Source organism: Pyrinomonas methylaliphatogenes (assembly GCF_000820845.2).
Classification (GTDB): domain Bacteria; phylum Acidobacteriota; class Blastocatellia; order Pyrinomonadales; family Pyrinomonadaceae; genus Pyrinomonas; species Pyrinomonas methylaliphatogenes.
Window position 1 is genome coordinate 195,806 of the sequence record NZ_CBXV010000002.1, and the last position, 18,353, is coordinate 214,158.

Consider the following 18,353-nt stretch of genomic DNA (forward strand, 5'->3'; position numbering starts at 1 on the left):
GAAGCGGCCTTCTCGTGTCAAGATCATCCTCTCAATTGACGGAAGCCGATGAAAGCGAATTGATGACGACCTTCCCGTCAGTTTGATCCCGCTCGGCCTCACGTTTGCGCGCGAACTTGACCTCATACATCTGGCGATCGGCGGCGACGATAAGTTGATCGAGCGTCTCGCCATCCGCTCCATAACTTGCGGCTCCGATGCTGATGCCGACGCGCGCGCGTTGATTGTCGCGCACGTGCAAAGAGAAGGATTCGATCGTTCGCTCGATGCGCGCGCGCAACTCCTCAACCTGAGAGGCCGTCAGATCGTGAACCAGAGCGACGAATTCATCGCCCGCGTACCGCGCCAGAAAGTCATAGTCGCGCAACTGCGTCTGCAAACGCCGGGCCACCTCACGCAGCAGTTGGTCGCCGATCTTGTGACCAAACGTATCGTTGACCCGCTTGAAATCATCTAGATCGAGCATGATGAGTTGAAACGGGCGCCCCGTGCGGCGCGTCCGCGCCGCTTCTTCTTCGAAGCGCAATTGCAAAGCGCGTCTATTGGGCAAGCCCGTCAGCGCATCGGTCAGCGCGTTCGACTCAGCCTCCGCATGATGGATGGCGTTGGCGAGAGCATCCGAAGCCAGACGGGCAACCGTATCGAGCAAGCGCTGATGATCTTCCGTGTATCGCTTCGATTCGAAAGAATAGACGGCCAGCACGCCAAAAAGCCGCTCGCCTTTGGCGAGCGGCAGCGCGATGGCCGAACGGTATTCTTCGCCCGCTTCGAGTTCGATCCCGGCGAAATCGAGCATCGGATCGAGCTCAATTACTTTCAACCCGTTGGAGAGCACGAAACCGATCACCCCTTCGCCAGGCGCAACACACCGCCCGACGACCTTTTCGGCGTTTCGCCCGACAGCGTGAACGGCGCGGGCGTATCCATCTTCATCGCTGTAGAGATAGACGACGCACGTATCGAAAGGGATGACCTGCTCGACCTTGCGCGCGATGATCGCCGCCGTATCTTCTACGCGCAAAGACGAGCCGAATGATCTGGCGATCTCATACAGAGCGTAAACTTCGCGATGCGCGCGGCGTATCTCATCGAGATGGCTCGGCGTCTCATAGTCGCCGAGTTTCGCTCCCTGCTGATCGGATACCTCGAGGCCCAGTGCGGCGATCTGACTTTCGAAACGCGGCAAATGGTGCAAGAAGACTTCGACCACGCGCGGATCGAAATGGCTTCCGGCGTGTTGACGCAGGAACTCGCACGCCTCTTTGCGCGATTTGCCGCGACGGTAAGGGCGATTCTCGCGCAAAGCGTCGAAACATTCGGCGACGGCGAGGATGCGCGCCGTCAACGGTATCTCCTCGCCGCGCAATCCGTCCGGATATCCGCTCCCATCCCAACGTTCATGATGATGGCGCACGATCGGCACGACCGGATACGGGAACTTTATGCTCTCGAGAAGCTTGGCTCCGATGATGGCGTGCGCCTTCATCTTCTCAAACTCGGCGATGGTCAGACTTTCAGGCTTGTTCAGAATGTGGTCCGGAACCGCGAGCTTGCCGATATCGTGAAGCAACGCTCCGGCCCGGAGAGCTTCGATCTCGCGTCTCGACAGACCCAAAACTTCGCCGACGCCGGTCGCATAGATCTGCACGCGCCTGACGTGGTTGTGCGTCATCTGATCTTTGGCATCGACTGCGGCAGCGAGCGCTTCGAGCGTGGCTAGATGTAAGCGGTGAAGAGCCATCGCGCTCTGGACCATCTCGCGCGAGCGCTTTCGATTCGCCCAGTAACCCGATCCGACCGCGACCGAGATCGCTCCGACGAGGATCAGGTGTGAAACGTCTGGATGAAGAGCGCTTCGCACTGCGGCAATGACGCCACAGGTCGCGAGCAAGATGGCGAGCGCGCCCGCCGCCATGAGGCGTTGTGGGTTCCGCTCGACGCGCTCTCGTTCTCCGAAGATCCGTTCGAAAATCGCTTCTTTCTCCGATTCGTTCTGTTCCGTCCGAGATCGTGAGGTCATCTCAACTCTTCTCCCAAGAAAGCGACCCAAGGCCGCGAATAAAACGAGGTCCGTCGCCAAAAACTCTAGCGTGGGGCACTGGCGCTTTCGTTTTCAGCGACGGACCGGGGCAAGCGGCAGGCCCATGGGGCACTCGGCCTGCGACGGACAGGGTGAGCACAGCGGACGATCGTCGCCGCGGTCTCGCGTCGCGTGTCCACGATCTATCTCATCTTCGCCTCGCGACTCATCGCGGACTCCGTGCGGCGAATCCGCGATGAGCTGCGCTTCACTCGATAAACAAGCCCCGTGCCACGTCCACTCGAAACGCCAAGCGGCTGATCTAAACTGATGAAATGGAAAGGCTTGACTCGCGCCATCGGGCCTTCAGCGGAAGCGCCCTCCGCGGCCTTCGATCAGCTTGACCGATTCAAACTGACCGACAGAGGTCAAAACAATCGACCGCCGTTCGCGGATTAACAAAGATGGGCGTATGGGATTATGATTCCGCACGCGCTCACGCGAACTCGATGTATGGAGCGTGCTCTCGCTTTGCCAACCCGAACAATCTGAGGGAGTGGAGAATGGAAAGGAAGGGACTTCTCGTCTCGCTCGCGCTCATCATCCTATGCGCCGCGAGCGGCTTCGCCCAGAAGGATCGTCTAACGCTCGATCTTTTCCTCGATTGGGAATACGTCGCCTCACCGCAACTATCGCCCGATGGACGCCAAATCGTCTACACGCGCCGCTGGACCGATAAGGTCAACGATAAATACGAGGACGAGATCTGGATCATGAATGTCGATGGCAGCCGCAATCGCTTCCTCGTCAAAGGATCACAGGCCCAATGGTCGCCTGATGGCACGCGCATCGCCTTCATCGCTCCGGGCCAGCCTTCCGGAGCGCAGATCTTCGTCCGTTGGCTGGATACGGGCGATACGACGCAGATCACACATCTGGAGCGCTCACCATCGAACATACGCTGGTCGCCCGATGGGAAAAAGATCGCCTTCAACATGATCGTTCCGGCGACCAACTCCTTCACGGTGAAGCCGCCGCCTAAACCGAACGGCGCGAAATGGATCGATCCGCCGCGCGTCATCGACCGATTGAACTACCGCGCCGACGGAGCCGGCTATCGGCCAGAAGGCTTCATGCACATCTTCATCGTCTCTGCCGACGGCGGCACGCCTCGACAGGTGACCGATGGCGATTACAATCACGGCGCTCCCGAGTGGATGCCCGATTCCGACACGCTCGTCTTCAGCGCCGTACGCAAGCCCGATGCCGAGTACCTGCGCAATGGGACGGAGATCTACAAGCTTTCGCTCCGCACTGGACGGATACAGCAACTGACCGACCGCGATGGTCCAGACGTGAATCCGACCGTCTCTCCCGACGGGCGTTTGATCGCCTACACCGGATACGATCAGACGGATGACACGTACATCGTCTCAAAACTCTACCTGATGGATGCCGACGGCAACAACAAGAAGGTCTTGACGCCAGATTTCGACCGCTCGCCCGAAGAACTCTTCTGGGCCCCCGATGGAAGCGGGATCTACTTCACCACCGAAGATCGCGGCACGAATAACCTTTGGTTCATCTCCGCCACAGGCGGCGCGCCGCGCCAGATCACACAAGGCAACCATCAGCTATCGGTGACCGCGATCGGCAAAGATGGGACCGTCGTCGGCATACTCACCGGGCCGCAGCAACCGCCAGATGTCGTCGTCTTCAGCCTAAAGCAACCGACGCCGCGGCGCGTGACGTTCGTCAATGATGATCTGTTGGCCGGGCGCAAACTGGGCGAGGTCGAAGAGATCTGGTATGACTCGGTCGGCGGCTTCAAGATCCAGGGCTGGATCGTCAAACCGCCCGATTTCGATCCGCACAAGAAGTATCCGCTCATCCTCTACATCCACGGCGGTCCGCACGCTATGTACGGCGTCGGATTCAACTTCGAATTCCAGAATCACGCCGCTGAAGGATACGTCGTCCTCTATGTCAATCCGCGCGGCTCGACCGGATACGGGCAAACGTTCGGCAACGCGATCAAGAACAACTATCCCGGCGACGATTACGTAGACCTCATGCGCGGCGTTGATGAAGCGATCAAGCGGGGCTATATTGACGAGAGGAACCTGTTCGTCTGCGGCGGATCGGGCGGCGGCGTTCTGACGGCTTGGATCGTCGGCCACACGGATCGCTTCGCCGCGGCGGTTTCGATGAAACCGGTGGTCAATTGGTACAGCTTCGTCGGCACGACCGATAGCGCGATGTGGTATTACAACTTCAAGAAGTTCCCGTGGGAAGATCCGCAGGAACATCTGCGACGTTCGCCGCTGGCTTACGTCGGGAACGTCAAAACGCCGACCATGCTGTTGACCGGCGAACTGGACCTGCGCACGCCGATGGAGCAGACCGAGCAGTTCTATCGCGCGCTCAAAATGCGCAAGGTCGATACGGTGATGGTGCGTCTGAATGACGAGTATCACGGGTTTAACGCGCCGTTGGGACCGCGCCATCCATCGAATCGCCTTTGGCAGATACTCTATCTGCGCGGCTGGTTTGAAAGATATCGGAAGAAGTGATCCTAATTCTGATCGAGCCAGCCGCGACATCCCGAGGCTTAACGCGCCGGAAGACACGGCTCTTCGAGCCGGAGAGGGAGTCAAGCTCGGGGACGCTCTCATTTTCGGGTGGACCGATGGCTTGATGGTCGCTTTCGTTTGGACCGATGAACTGCGGGAAGATCAAAATCGGCGTCATGGGCTCAGCCGCTGACACCTTGCCCACAGAAGGGCGCGCATCGCTCGAAGCGAAAGGCGAAGCGCTAGGTCAAGCGATCGCCGCGCGGCGCGCCGTGCTTCTTACGGGAGCGACAACCGGCATCCCGTATCTCGTCGGGCGAGCGGCAAAGGCCGCCGGGGCGTTCCATATCGGCATCTCGCCAGCCGCCAATCGGGATGAACACGTCAAAGCGTATGGATTGCCGCTCGACGCCTGCGACGTGATCATCTACACGGGATTTGGCCTTAAGGGGAGAAACGTCGTGCTCGTCCGCTCGTGCGACATAGCGATCTTCGTCGGCGGTTCGATCGGCTCGCTGAATGAATTTACGATCGCCTACGACGAAGGGCGCATCATCGGCTGCTTGACGGGCACGGGAGGTGTCGCCGACTGCGCTTCGCAGTTGCTCGAAGCTTTTCCCAAAAGAAGCACGGCGCAGCTCCTTTTGGCCGATGAGCCGAACTTCTTGCTCGCCGCTTGCCTCAAAGCTTACGAAGAGCGCGGCGGCTGAGGCAGCGATGACAAGCCTTCGAAAGCGGAAATGATCTTTGGGGGAGAAGGGAGATGGATTTAGGCATCACGGATCGCGTCGCGATCGTCACCGCCGCCAGTCGAGGCATAGGGTTTGCCATCGCGCGCGAATTGGCGCGCGAAGGCGCGCGCGTCTTCATCTGCTCGCGCAGCGCCGAGAACATCATCGAAGCCGCTTACAGGATCCGCGCCGAGGTCGGCGTCGAAGTCACAGGCATACGCGCTAACGTGACGAGCGAACAAGAGATCGAACGCTTCGTCGCGGAAGTTCTGAATCAAGCCGGGCGCGTAGACATCTGCGTAACGAACGCAGGCGGACCGCCCGCTTCGACTTTCGATGAGGCAGATCTGGAGATGTATCGTCGCGCTTTCGAGCTGAACACCCTATCGGCCATCAGGCTCGCGCGACTGGTCATCCCCGAGATGCGCCGAAATCGTTGGGGCCGTATCATTAACATCACATCCGTCTCGGCCAAACAGCCGATCGAAGGGCTGATCCTTTCGAACACGACGCGCGCCGCTCTGACGGGATGGGCCAAAACGCTCTCAGCGGAAGTCGCCGCCGATGGGATCACGGTCAATAACATCGCGCCGGGATATACCTTAACCGAGCGACAAACCGAACTGGCCGAAGCGCGCGCCCAGAAGCTCGGGAAGACTAAAGAAGAGATCCTCGCTCAATGGGCCGAACAGACGCCGATGAAACGGATGGGACAGCCGGAAGAGATCGCTGCCGCCGCCGTCTTCCTCGCGTCGGAACGGGCCTCTTACATCACCGGCGTCACCTTACAGGTCGATGGGGGATACGTCCGCGGGATCTTTTAGATCCCGCGATCCCGATCATGTCCGAACGACTGGCAAGGGCCGCTAAAGTTGAAACCGATGTCGGGACCGCCCTTGATCACGCGGCTTGGGCGACAGCTTCGCCCATTAAGATCGAACGCTACTGGTCCGGCGAGCCTGCGCCTCTGAGGCGGCAAGCTGAAGCGCGCGTGCTCTGGTCGAGCGAGGCGCTGCACGTCCTCTTCGTTGGCCGCCAACACGAAGCGCTGGTCGTCAACGATGCGCCGCAAACGCAAAAGAAGAGCCTCGGACTGTGGGAACGCGATGTCTGCGAAATATTCATCGCCCCCGATGCGGAACGACCGGAACGCTATTTCGAATTCGAAGCGGCGCCGACGGGCGAATGGCTCGACCTCGCCATCGAATGGCGCCCCGAAGGGCGCAAAACGGATTGGGATTACGCTTCAGGGATGTGCGTCGCCGCATCCATAGAACATGAAAGGGTTAGAATCGCAATGCGCCTGCCTTGGCACGCTTTCGGTCGGAAGCCTCGTGCGGGCGAGTTCTGGCGCGTCAATCTTTTTCGTTGCATCGGCGCCGGTCCGGATCGCGGCTATCTCGCCTGGAGCCCGACGCGCACACCGCAACCGAATTTTCACGTCCCGGAAGCTTTCGGGCGTCTCGTTTTCGGCGATTGATTTTCCGCCCCGAACTATCCCCCGGCAAGCGAAACGAGCGGCGGGCGAGGATCACTGCCACCCAAGCCCAATTACGCGCGCCATCTCTTCTCGCGCCTCAACCGGTCGAGATATTTCAAGTAACGCGCGCGATCCACTTCGCCCATCTCGCCGATGCGCACGCCGATGAGGAATCCCGCATCTTCATCATCCTCTTCGAGCGGTTCATAACGTACCGGCAAGGCGATGATTTGCACCGGTCCAGTCGGCAATTCCAAAGCGACTTGCAAACGGTCATGTCCCGTCAAATAACGGTCGCCGATCCGTATGGTGGGGACGATCAACGCCAACCCGCTCGCGCTTATGTCGCGCGTATGTCCATCGACTGAAACCGGGCGGCGCGAACCGGGAACGAGCGGCGGAGCATCCGGCAACGTGACGGTGAAAGGCAAGCGCACGCGATAGCGCGGCGCGCGGCGCCGATTGCCGATCAGTCGGCGTAACCGCGCGGCGATTGAACGTAAAAGTTCTGGCATTCTCTCCGTCGGACCAGTTCGAGCCAAATGATGCTAGAACGCTGATCGACAGCTCCGCTTTATCAAGGCCGATTCCCTTCGGCGCCCGTCATTCCGCCTTACTCTGACCGCCGTTCAGTGAAGATTGGCTCAAGCGCTCAACCGAATGCGCGGAGCCGATCACTTTTCGTTCTCCGCGAGCGGACGCCCTCCCGTATCTTTGCTCTTGATCCCATTTCGGTCCATGTAGAAGGAGAGGCGACCGGTTCGCCCATAACGCGCCGGTTCGGCGCGCACGGCGTAGCTGCGTTTGTCGCTGGCGAGCGCGATATGAAAACGATAGCCGGTCGAGTCAGGCGTTTCGATATCTTTCGGGACCAACCCTTCTTTGATCAAGGTCGCCAGATCGGCGAACCGTCCATCGTTGCGCGCGCTGTAGATCAATTGAGCAGCGGCGATACGTTGCAACATCGCTTGCACTTCGTTGTGATGGGCGTCGATCCGCGCCTGAAAGAAGAAGTCTTTGCCTCGCTTCAGGACCAGATCGCGACTCTGCCGATCGCCGACGATCCAACCGCTTCCCGCGCGCAAGAGGGCGACCGATTCGGGCGGAGCGGTCTTGTCATCGCTCAAGCGGATGAAGACCGTCGCCCCATCGCCGCTTATCTGTTCGCCGACGATCTCGAAATTTTCCGGCACCGCGGCGGCGATCCGTTCGAAGTCCGGGCGAAGATCGGCAAATTCCTCATCGCTCAAACCGGCGATGGCCGGTTGATAGATCGAGATGGCAAACGCATCGCGGAACCGACGCTCATGTAACGCGCGATAGAATTCGCGCACCGTTTCAGAAGGGCCGCGTTTTGAGGCTTGAGACGGATCGCCCCCATCGCGCCGATAAGCGGCACATGTGCTCGAAGCGAACCCACAAACGATGATCAATACCGCAACGAAACGTCTCGTCCGCCGAAGATCGAACATAAGTCCCCCTCACGGTTGACCGCTCCGCTCGGCGCTCAACAAACGACCGCGCCCGACCAGATAGAGCAGAAGCACGAGCGCCAAGAAAGGTATCAAGGCGAGCCCATCGGCATATGGCCCCTCAAAGAACGGATTATTGGCCCTAGCCCACTCCGTGATCATCTTATACTGCCTCTCCAAGGGGCCGGCCATAAAAGCGATGATGATGCCGGTCACAGCGCCGCCAGCGATATATCCCGAAGCCAGCAACACACCCGGACTCCTATCGGCTTCGGCGGCGAACTCTTCCTCCGTCAATCGCCTGTACTCTTCACGGCGGCGCAAACTGCGATCGACGAGCCAACGTATCATGCCTCCGACGAAGAGCGGCGCCGAAGTGGAAAGCGGCAGATAGACGCCGACGGCGAAGGCGAGCGAAGGGATCCCGGATAGCTCGAACACCACGGCGATCATCACACCGAGCAGGACCAATCCCCAAGGCAACTGCCGATCGAGCACGCCCTTGATGATGTATGACATGAGCGTCGCTTTCGGGGCATCGAATTTCGTCACGGGGGTGCCATCGGGGCGGACCTTATGCGTGCCGTTGACGCCCGGATCGACGTAGTAGACCGGCACGCCATGATCATCGACCAGATATTTTCCGGCTGGTCCGAGCGTCGCATCCGTTTTGTGCCAAACGAAATACTCGCGCGCATCCGACCGCGCTTGCGGTCCCTTGATCCGCTCTCGCTCCGATAGCTTCGAGACATCGGCGCGAAGCTCGGCTGGGAAGTTTCGCTGGATCTTATAGACGACGCGACCGGACTGGTCCACAAGATACTCGCCCGGCGTAAGCCCAGCAACCGGCGCGTCCGGTCGCACGGCGAGCACGCGATATTCGCCGGAGACGCCGATCCGCTCCGCATAAAGCGGAAGTTCCGGCAATCTCTGCGGCTCGACCGCGGTAACACCCTGCGTGAACGGCTCGAGCGTCACCCGCGGCACATAAACCGTCCCGTTGTCGTTCAAGCGGATGAGGATCGGGCCGAGGATCAGAGCTGAAGCGAGCGCGCCGACGAGGATGGCGATCTGCTGATATTTCGGCGTCGCTCCGATCAGAAAGCCAGTCTTCAAATCCTGCGATGTCGTCCCGCCGTTCGAAGCGGCGATGCAAACGATGGCCCCAACAGACAAAGCTGTGACGTAATACTGCGGCCCGGTCCAGCCGACGATCAGAAAGATCAAACACGTCAATAGGAGCGTGGCAACCGTCATTCCCGAGATCGGGTTCGCCGATGAACCGATCTCGCCCGTCAGACGCGAAGAGACCGTGACGAAGAGAAAGCCGAAAGCGATGATCAGAATCGCGCCGAGCAGATTCATATGGAGCGGGCGCGCGATGATGATCGCGATGATGAGCGCGATGATCCCGCCGAAAACGAACTTCATCGAAAGATCGCGTTCCGTGCGCGGCACTGATGAACCCGCCGCTTGGCTGCCGGGACGAAAATCGCGCAACCCCTCCTTCAACCCATGCCAAATCGTCGGCAGAGAGCGAAACAGACTGATGATCCCGCCGGCAGCGACGGCTCCGGCGCCGATGTACAGGATGTATGCGCCGCGGATATCGTTCGGCTCCATCTCGCTGATGGGAACGGTCCCCGGCGGGATCGGGCCTGAAGCGTACTCACCGAAGAGCTTAATCATCGGGATCAGGACCAAATAGGCGAGCACGCCGCCTGCCGCCATGACCGAAGAGATTCGCGGGCCAATGATATACCCGACGCCCAAAAGCTCGGGCGAGATCTCCAAACTGACCGATCCGCCTTTGAAAGGTGGGCCGAAGACCTTTTCCGGCACATCCTTCCAACCTTTGAAGGCCGACATCAGCGTCTTGTAAACGAGGCCGATGCCGAATCCGGCGAAGATCGTCGCGGCACCCAAGCGATTCGCCGCACGCTCCTCGGCGCGCGGGACGGTGTCTGCGGCGCCTGCTTTCAAGACCTCAGCGCACGCCGTGCCTTCCGGATACTTGAGGACGCCGTGCTGCTGTACGATCAACGCGCGCCGCAACGGTATCATCATCAGGATACCCAACAATCCGCCCAACACGGCGACCAACATGACGCGCGTCAATTCGAGATCGAAGCCCAAGATCATGATCGCGGGCATCGTCACGCCGACGCCGAAGGCGATCGATTCCCCAGCCGAGCCGGCCGTTTGCACGATGTTGTTTTCGAGGATCGTCGCCTTGCGCGCTCCGAGTTTGGCCAAAAGGCTGAAGAGCGTGATCGAGATGACCGCCACTGGAATCGAAGCGCTCACCGTCAAACCGACTTTCAAGACCAGATAGAGCGACGAAGCGCCGAAGATCATGCCTAAAATGGTGCCAACGATCAGCGGCAGCGGCGTGAATTCCGGTATCACCACCTCCGGCGCGACGTATGGCTGAAAAGTCGCCGCCGGCGTTCTCTGCCCCGCCTCTTTCGCGCCGACGACATCCGGATATTCGGCCTGCGGTAACCCAACCGTTTCGCTCGACATATCTCGCGTGCGCTCCAAATCTCAAGATAGGCGGATCTAGGGAGAGCGAGCCTACTTTACACGTCTTCGACGATCCGTAGCAAGGCTGTAATCAACCGATCCGGCACAGATTTCCATGTGAATCATAAGCGAGAAGGAGACCGCAAAGCGCGCGCAACCGAGGATCGATATTGACGGCCCTTCGTATTGTGAACCTCAGATTATGAGAGATTGCGCGCTGCGATCATCTATCAGATGACAACCCTTCGGACCTATTGTGAACCTCAGATGCCGGAGCTGGCCGCATGGACTCGCAAGATGGCGCTCGGAGTCGGCCGCGCGCCGTCCTCCCAGGCATGTGAGGAACGTCCGCAACCGAGCTCGACGGGGAAGGCATCCAGTGCGGGAGAGGACCGCAGGCGCAAGTTAGCAGAACGCGAGGCATCTTCCTAAATGAGGATCGAAGGGTGCGACCGCGCTCATCTGGAAGTTTTTAATTTGAGGGTTCTCCTGAAGAACTTTCCCGAACCGCCGAAGTGTGAGAATATTCGTCGAAGAGGAAGCTATATCCTGCTCAACGATTTCGTCCGGCTGACGGCGAGTAACACGCGCTCGTCCGGCGGAGACTTGCTTCCGCCGTTTTGCTTCGATGATGCGGAGTTAAGTCATGAACGGAGAGGAGAGATTTCAGGCAGCATCAGCAGGAGTAATGGCGGCGATCGCCGCTTTCGCCGTCTCTTACGCCTTTCGCGCGACGATGAATGCCGCTTTTCTGCCCGAAGTGAGCGCGCAGTTGGGAATCGAATTTTCGCCGCCCGCCGCAACTCGATTCTTGATCGAAACCTTCGGCAAAGGAGCTAAGATCGGTGGCGTAGCCATCGCTTTTCTCCTCTACTATATCGCCGCCGCGCTCTTAGGGATCTTCTTTGCGCGAATCAAGGATCTGCTTCCGGCCAAACGGGCAATCACGCGCGGTCTCCTCTTTTCGCTTTTCCCGATCATCATCACAGCGCTTCTCATCGGCGTGATCCTTTCGCTCGCGCCGGAGATCCTCACGGGTTATCCGATTCGCCCAACCGTCCTTTCGCTCCTGCTCTTCAACATCACCTTCGGCGTCTCGCTCGGCCTTCTCGCCGATACGAACGAAGAAGGCGGAAGCTCTCTGGCCCACAGGCTCGCCAGGCGGCGCGTGCTGTTTGGCACGAGCGCCGCTTTGATGGCCGTCGTCTTTACTTCAACTGTCCTGCGTCGCCTCTTCCGTTCGTTAGTTCAAGCCGTCGGGGTCGTCAGCGGCAGGTTGCCAGCGTTTTTGACCTCGAACGCGGAGTTTTACCAGGTCTCAAAGAACGCTTTCAATCCCGTCGTCGATGAGAAAAGGTGGCGGCTTTCGATCAAAGGGAACGTCGAACGCCCGTTCGCGATCACCTACGACGAACTGCTTTCGTTGCCGATGGTCGAGCGTGAGATTACGCTCGAATGCGTGTCGAACGAAGTCGGCGGGCCGCTGATCAGCAACGGACGTTGGACGGGCGTGCCGCTCAAGATCCTGCTCGAGCGCGCCGGGTTGCGCGCCGGAAGTCGTGACGTCGTGCTGCGCGCCGTTGACGGTTACTCAGACAGCATTCCCGTCGAGTGGGCGATGCGCGAGGAGACGATCATCGCCGTGCGGATGAACGGCGAGACCTTGCCGCGGGATCACGGATATCCGGCGCGGCTGCTTGTGCCCGGGCTGTTTGGGATGGAGAACGTCAAGTGGTTGAGCGAGATCGCGGTGGTCACTGTGGATTATCGTGGCTACTGGCAGCAACGCGGATGGGCCGATACGGCTGCGGTCAAGACCATGTCCAAGTTCACCGTGCCGCGGGATGGCGAAATACTGCTGTCCGGGCGAACGTACGAGGTGGGTGGCGTCGCTTTCAGCGGCGATCGCGGCATCAGTTCGGTTGAGGTTTCAATCGAGCGAGCGGGTCACGATGCGATCGGCGGATGGGTCGAAGCCGAGATCTTGCCCGGGGCGTCGCCGACGACGTGGGCGATTTGGCGATATCTTTGGAGGCCTGAGGAGCGCGGGGAATACATTCTTACCGTGCGGGCGGTCGATGGCAGAGGCCAAAGGCAGACGGCTGAAAGATCCGCCCCTTTTCCCGATGGCGCTTCCGGTTATCACCGCATAAAGGTCAACGTCACCTGATCTAGGCTTCGCAGATTTCGCGCTGGGCGGTTTGTGAGTCAGATGATAACGCTCGGCGCGCGTCTCAACTGATCTAGGCTTCGCAGGTTTTGCGCTGGGCGGGTTCTTAACCTCGGATCTAAAGCGACTCAGCGGCTGGGCCATCCGTGGAAAACGACAAATTGGCATCCGAATCGAAGGTAGACTATTTCGCTAGATAAGTCTTCGCGGCCCACTTCGCCAATTTCCAGACGCGATCCCACTCGATCCTGCCGTCACCATTGCGCCTCAACGCTTTATCGAAGAGCATCCGTCGAAGTTCGCGCCCTTCACGCCGCAGGACCAACTCCTTCGCGTATGGCTTCGCCGTATCGAAGAAGTTAAATTCCGGATCGGTCACCAGACCGATGCCTTCGAGCGTCATCAAGGCGCGCATGATGTAGGTGAAGTTCGACGGGAGGCGAAACGGATAAGCGTAGACGACATCGGCGAGTTCGTAAGTCAACTCCTTGAAATTGACCTCGCCGAGCTTCAAATTCAGATGTTTTTCGAACAACCTCTCGATCACCGGGCGGATCGTCTCCGGGTCGTAGCCGGGTTTCAAGAATTCGAGTTTGAAGAGATCGTTCGCCAACTCAGATATCTCGCGGTTGATGACGTGAAAGAAGGCATCGACCATCATGCTCTGCAGTTTGGGCGCGATCCGGCCCGTCATGCCGAAATCGAAGAAGGCCAATCGCCCATCCTCCATCACGAGGAGGTTGCCGGGATGCGGATCGGCGTGAAAGAATCCGTCTTCGAGCAACTGCTTCAAGTAGGTGCGGACCAGCAAGCGATTCACCTTGACCGGCGAGATGTGGCGCGCGCGCAACGCCTCGAGATCCGTCACCTTCGTCCCGCGGATGAACTCCATGGTCAAGACGCGATGGGTCGTGTGCGTCCAGTAGATCTTCGGCACATAGACGGCGCGCCATGATTCGAAATTCGCGCGGAAGCGGTCCGCGTTATGAGCTTCCCGCACGTAATCCATCTCATCGAAGATCGTCCTCGTAAACTCATCGAGCATCCCGGACCAATCGGCGTTCTCGCTGAAGTGCGGATAGCGCGCGAGCCAGCGAACGATCCAGCGAAGCACGGCGATGTCGAAACCGATCGTCTCTTCAAGATGCGGACGCTGGACCTTGACGGCGACCTCTTCGCCAGTATGAAGTCGCGCGCGATACACTTGCCCGAGCGAAGCGGCGGCGAGCGGTTCCGCTTCGATCTCCGCATACGCGCGAAAGAGCGGACGCCCCAGTTCGCGTTCGATCGTGGCATAAGCTTCTGCGCTTGAGAACGGCGGGACCTGATCCTGCAGCGTCTCGAATTCGCGGATGTAAGCGAGCGGCAACAGATCGGCGCGCGTGCCCAGCGCCTGTCCGATCTTGATGAACGTCGGACCGAGCGCGATCAGTTCGTTCTTCAGCCAACGCGCCTGCCGCTCCAAACGCGCCTCTTTGCGCGGCGAACCATCCGGCCCGCGAAAGATGAGGAAACGAGCGATCCTGATAACGAGATCGGCAACGCGCCGCCCGAACGAGCGCGCCCAGCTTTTAAAGACCGCGATGCGCCCGCGCGCGCGCGCCTCTGCATGAAGCCTTGTCGTGAGTCGTTGACTGTAACGCGCGCGCACATCGTAACTGTCCAAGAAAAGATAGAGCGCTAACCAACCGAGCGTCCAGAGTATGCGCACCGCACGCCACCAAGCGCGAGGACCGCTCCTTGCCGCCAGCGCGCGCGCGATGGCGCGTTCGGCTCTCTCCGCGGCGTGACCATTGTGTCCGACGGTGGGGACAGAGCTCCTCCCATCGCCGTTGGCCGATGGGGCGAGAAGATCTTTTCCCTTCGCTAGTTCGAGCATCTCACTCGGGTCACCAGAATTCAGACGACGGAAAGAGCGCGCCGCACGTAAGAGCAGGCGAAGTAGCGCTCCGCCCGCTTCACATCGGCGATGATCTGACGCCTCAAATCCTCGACGGAAGCGAATCTGCGTTCATCGCGCAGCCGGTGAAGGAATCGAACGCGCACGACATCACCATACAGATCACCGGACCAGTCGAGCACGTAAGTTTCGATCGCGGGCGCTCCGTCTTTCTCAAAGGTCGGGCGCGTGCCGATGTTGGTCACGCTGCGCCGCCATACGCCTTCGATTAAGGCAGCCGTCACGTAAACTCCGTTCTTCGGTATGACGCGGTTTTGAAGTTGCAAGTTGGCCGTCGGGAAGCCGAGCGCACGACCGCGCTCGGCTCCGCGCACCACCCGCCCTTCGACTCCGTAAGGGCGCCCCAGCATCCGTCGCGCGAGATTGACGCGCCCCTGTGTGAGCAGCTCGCGGATGCGACTGGAGCTGATCCGCTGACCGCGCAGGCGCACTTCGGGCACCTCGTCGGCGAAAAATCCGAGTTCGCGGCTGACGCGCCGCAGCAGTTCGATATTGCCCTCGCGTCCGCGCCCGAAGGCAAATCCCTGCCCCAAATAGACCTCCCGCGCCTGCAACCGCTCGTGAACGATATCGCGCAAGAAGTCTTCGGCCCGGATCTGCGCGAATTCGCGCGTGAAGCGAATGATGATCGTCTGTTCGATGCCGAGGAACCTTAATCCTTCGAGCCGCTGGTCCAGCGTCTGCAATAGCGGCGGGGCGGCTTCGGGATGAAGCACGGCGCGCGGATGAGGATCGAAGGTGATGACGGTCGGGATCGCCCCGACGGCGCGCGCGCGTTCGACCACCGTGCGCATGATCAACTGATGCCCGAGGTGCAATCCATCGAAGACGCCGAGCGTCAAAACCGTAGGCCGGGCGATCTCCGCGTTGTCGATCCCGTGGAAAACCCTCATAGCCGTAGCACGTTGCACCAGCGCGAAGAACGCGCTCAGCAGATTTTCAATCGCTCACCTCCAGTCCGTCGTAAGCGAACTCTACTCCGCGCGGCAGTTGCGCCGCATCGCGCGCGTGTTTGATCTCATGCGAGATGTGGGTCAAATAGGCGCGACGAGGGCGCAACTCCGCGATGAGCGCGAGAGCCCGCTCGACGTTCAGATGGGTCGGATGGGCGCGAAAACGTAAGCATCCGAGGACGAGCACGTCCAGATCGCGCAGATGATCTTTCGTCTCCGGCGGCATCTCGCTCAAATCCGTGACGTACGCGAAATCGTTGAGACGGAAACACAGCACCGGCAAGCGCCCGTGGATCACGCGCAAAGGCCATACCCGCAGATCGCGCCCGAGACAAAACGGCGCCCGTTCTTCGATCAGATGTGGGACGATCTGCGGCACGCCGCCGCCGAAATGCGACGGCTCGAAGACGTATTGGAAGATGCGGCGAATATCCCGCCAAGAGCGTTCGCTGGCGAAGACGGGAAGCGCGCCGTGCTGGAAGTTGAGCGGACGCAGGTCATCCAATCCGAAGATGTGATCGGCGTGGCAGTGCGTGATGAAGATGGCATCGAGCCGGTTGATGCCATGGCGTAAGGCTTGCTGTCGGAAATCGGGTGAGGTATCGATGAGCACCAATTTCCCTTCATGCTCGACGAGGGCGGAAACGCGCAACCGTTTATCGCGTGGATCATTCGAAGTGCATGTCTCGCATTGACAACCGATCGCAGGGACGCCCGTCGAAGTTCCCGTGCCGAGAAAGGTAAGCTTCATCTTCTGAACTTGCGCGTAAGGAGCCCTTCATTTGCCCGTGATATCGCTCCCCGTAAATCCGCCGCGCGCTGGTCCAGCCGCCGACCGTTTCCCTCCGCTCGACAACGCGACATACTGCATGCGCAATTCAGCGAGCACATCTTCGAGCACTTGTCGCTCCTGCAAAGTCAAGCGCCCCTGCGTCTTGCGTTGGAGCGTGCCGAGCAGGTCGATGCAGTGTTTGGCCAACTGCAAATCTATCCCTTGCGATAAGCCCGACGGATCCATGCCGAGCGCGGCGGCAGCGGGCGAAGCGATGAACATGACGAGGTTGATGAAATCTTTCGGATCGCCCGTCGGCGCGGCATCCTCCGCCTTCGCCTCGGCGCGCGCGGTCTCTTCCGCCTTACTCGTCGCAGGTTTCGGCGGCTCTTCCGCAATCTGCACGCCTTCGCGTAGCGTCCCATCGGGGTTGAAGATGCGCCGATCCGTGACCTTGAAACTCGGTCTCTCCTCGCTCTCCTTGTTGACTTCGTCCATCTCTCCTAAATCACGGCCTTCGCTAATTTGAAATGGGATGGAGAATGGTAACATCAAGCTTTAGGCCACTGCAAGGAAGCCAGCAGGCGGCGCGCTTTTGCGCGCGCACAATCTATCGCGTACAATCCGTCTTTAATCTTCGAGGTGAGATTCTATGCCACGCTCTTTTTCCGATCTCGTCGCGTTGATGGCTCGCTTGCGCTCTCCCGAAGGCTGTCCGTGGGACCGCGAACAGACTTACGCCACGCTCGCTCCGATGCTGCTCGAAGAGGCCTACGAAACTTTCGAAGCGGTCGAGGAAGCGCAGCGGGGCCACCCGCGCAAGCTGCGCGATGAACTCGGAGATCTGCTCTTTCAAATCGTCTTCTACGCGCAAATCGCCCGCGAACGCGGAGATTTCACGATCGATGAGGTGATCGAAGCCGTCTATGCGAAGATGGTACGCCGCCACCCGCACGTCTTCGGCGACGCGCGCGCGCGCGATGCGGCGGAAGTGCTGCGCAAGTGGGAAGAGATCAAAGCCGAGGAGAAGCGCGCTGCGGGCGAATTGACGGAAGAAGCTTCGTTGCTCGATGGCGTCTCGCGCAAAGCGCCAGCGCTGATGGAAGCGCATCAAATTTCGGTCAAAGCCGCTCGCGTCGGATTCGATTGGACGCGCCTTGAAGATGTCTTCGATAAGCTTCAAGAGGAGCTCGATGAATTGCGCGAAGCGGTCGAATCCGACGCCTCTCGGCGTGAAGAGCGCGTGCGCGAAGAGATCGGCGATCTGCTCTTCGCCATCGTGCAAATCGCACGCCATCTCGATGTCGAACCGGAGACGGCCTTGAAAGCAGCTAACCGAAAGTTCCGCGAACGCTTCCGCCACCTCGAAAAGAGGCTGCGAGAGCGCGATCGAACCTTGAAAGAAGCGACGCCCGAAGAGATGGAAGCGCTCTGGCAAGAAGCCAAAAGAACGCACGAAGCTTAAAGCTCCGCAAACGGGCGGCTAATTCAAGCGGGTTTCGTCGCTCGCCTCTTCATCGCAGCGCTTGCAATCGAGTTCAAATCCCAAGCGAGACCGTCGCCCTTCCTCGGTCAACACCCAGGGGCGTGAGATGAGCGGCGGCGCGTGGCGCACGTGTTGATAATGGCCACATTCGAGCTTAGCTCGCCAATCGCCATGCTCATCCGTATCGAATCCGACGATACGCCGTTTCAT

At 59.7% G+C, this 18,353-nt stretch carries 15 protein-coding genes; 6 read left to right on the plus strand and 9 right to left on the minus strand.

The window, feature by feature from the left end; all coding sequences use genetic code 11:
- Positions 1–31 precede the first annotated feature (31 nt).
- A complete protein-coding gene (locus PYK22_RS16255) occupies positions 32–2,020 on the minus strand; it encodes a diguanylate cyclase (protein WP_060635254.1) in 1,989 nt (662 codons plus the stop codon).
- 563 nt (positions 2,021–2,583) lie between these two features.
- Between PYK22_RS16255 and PYK22_RS02520 the strand changes: the two genes are divergently transcribed.
- The 4 genes from PYK22_RS02520 to PYK22_RS02535 all read left to right on the plus strand — a co-directional run bounded on the left by PYK22_RS02520 (position 2,584) and on the right by PYK22_RS02535 (position 6,804).
- On the plus strand, positions 2,584–4,593 hold the full coding sequence (locus tag PYK22_RS02520; protein WP_041974001.1) for a S9 family peptidase: 2,010 nt from the start codon (positions 2,584–2,586) through the stop codon (positions 4,591–4,593).
- 146 nt (positions 4,594–4,739) lie between these two features.
- Positions 4,740–5,303 (plus strand): SLOG cluster 4 domain-containing protein, encoded by a 564-nt coding sequence (locus tag PYK22_RS02525; protein ID WP_041974003.1) that lies wholly within the window; start codon positions 4,740–4,742, stop codon positions 5,301–5,303.
- Between the two features lie 53 nt (positions 5,304–5,356).
- Positions 5,357–6,148, plus strand: a complete 792-nt coding sequence (locus PYK22_RS02530) for an SDR family oxidoreductase (RefSeq protein WP_041974005.1) — start codon at positions 5,357–5,359, stop codon at positions 6,146–6,148.
- Positions 6,149–6,165: 17 nt separating this feature from the next.
- Positions 6,166–6,804 (plus strand): carbohydrate-binding family 9-like protein, encoded by a 639-nt coding sequence (locus PYK22_RS02535; protein WP_041974008.1) that lies wholly within the window; start codon positions 6,166–6,168, stop codon positions 6,802–6,804.
- 71 nt (positions 6,805–6,875) lie between these two features.
- Here the strand turns inward: PYK22_RS02535 and PYK22_RS02540 are convergent, their stop codons facing one another.
- The 3 genes from PYK22_RS02540 to PYK22_RS02550 all read right to left on the minus strand — a co-directional run bounded on the left by PYK22_RS02540 (position 6,876) and on the right by PYK22_RS02550 (position 10,802).
- Positions 6,876–7,319 carry a PilZ domain-containing protein gene (locus PYK22_RS02540; protein WP_041974010.1) on the minus strand — a complete coding sequence of 148 codons (444 nt, stop codon included), beginning with the start codon at positions 7,317–7,319 and terminating at the stop codon, positions 6,876–6,878.
- Between the two features lie 159 nt (positions 7,320–7,478).
- Positions 7,479–8,276, minus strand: a complete 798-nt coding sequence (locus tag PYK22_RS02545) for a hypothetical protein (RefSeq protein WP_041974013.1) — start codon at positions 8,274–8,276, stop codon at positions 7,479–7,481.
- A 9-nt stretch (positions 8,277–8,285) separates the two neighbouring features.
- A complete protein-coding gene (locus PYK22_RS02550; protein WP_083437543.1) occupies positions 8,286–10,802 on the minus strand; it encodes an OPT family oligopeptide transporter in 2,517 nt (838 codons plus the stop codon).
- A 646-nt stretch (positions 10,803–11,448) separates the two neighbouring features.
- Here PYK22_RS02550 and PYK22_RS02555 point away from each other — a divergent pair.
- Positions 11,449–12,972: a molybdopterin-dependent oxidoreductase gene (locus PYK22_RS02555; protein WP_083437544.1), complete on the plus strand. Its 1,524-nt coding sequence runs from the start codon at positions 11,449–11,451 to the stop codon at positions 12,970–12,972.
- A gap of 184 nt (positions 12,973–13,156) precedes the next feature.
- On the opposite strand, the gene PYK22_RS02560 is transcribed toward PYK22_RS02555, so the two are convergent.
- From PYK22_RS02560 to PYK22_RS16260, 4 genes are read right to left on the minus strand one after another with little or no spacing between them, the layout of a single operon-like run.
- Positions 13,157–14,851, minus strand: coding sequence for an ABC1 kinase family protein (locus PYK22_RS02560; protein WP_060635256.1), 1,695 nt, complete (start codon positions 14,849–14,851; stop codon positions 13,157–13,159).
- 20 nt (positions 14,852–14,871) lie between these two features.
- The gene (locus tag PYK22_RS02565; RefSeq protein WP_041974016.1) at positions 14,872–15,825 is read right to left on the minus strand and encodes a bifunctional riboflavin kinase/FAD synthetase; all 954 of its coding nucleotides are present in this window, start codon (positions 15,823–15,825) and stop codon (positions 14,872–14,874) included.
- A 46-nt stretch (positions 15,826–15,871) separates the two neighbouring features.
- A complete protein-coding gene (locus PYK22_RS02570) occupies positions 15,872–16,636 on the minus strand; it encodes an MBL fold metallo-hydrolase (protein ID WP_041974018.1) in 765 nt (254 codons plus the stop codon).
- A gap of 27 nt (positions 16,637–16,663) precedes the next feature.
- On the minus strand, positions 16,664–17,155 hold the full coding sequence (locus PYK22_RS16260; RefSeq protein ID WP_060635257.1) for a DUF1844 domain-containing protein: 492 nt from the start codon (positions 17,153–17,155) through the stop codon (positions 16,664–16,666).
- Positions 17,156–17,309: 154 nt separating this feature from the next.
- Between PYK22_RS16260 and mazG the strand changes: the two genes are divergently transcribed.
- Positions 17,310–18,122, plus strand: coding sequence for a nucleoside triphosphate pyrophosphohydrolase (mazG, locus tag PYK22_RS02580; protein ID WP_041974021.1), 813 nt, complete (start codon positions 17,310–17,312; stop codon positions 18,120–18,122).
- 18 nt (positions 18,123–18,140) lie between these two features.
- Here the strand turns inward: mazG and PYK22_RS02585 are convergent, their stop codons facing one another.
- Positions 18,141–18,353 carry a DUF3565 domain-containing protein gene (locus tag PYK22_RS02585; RefSeq protein WP_041974024.1) on the minus strand — a complete coding sequence of 71 codons (213 nt, stop codon included), beginning with the start codon at positions 18,351–18,353 and terminating at the stop codon, positions 18,141–18,143.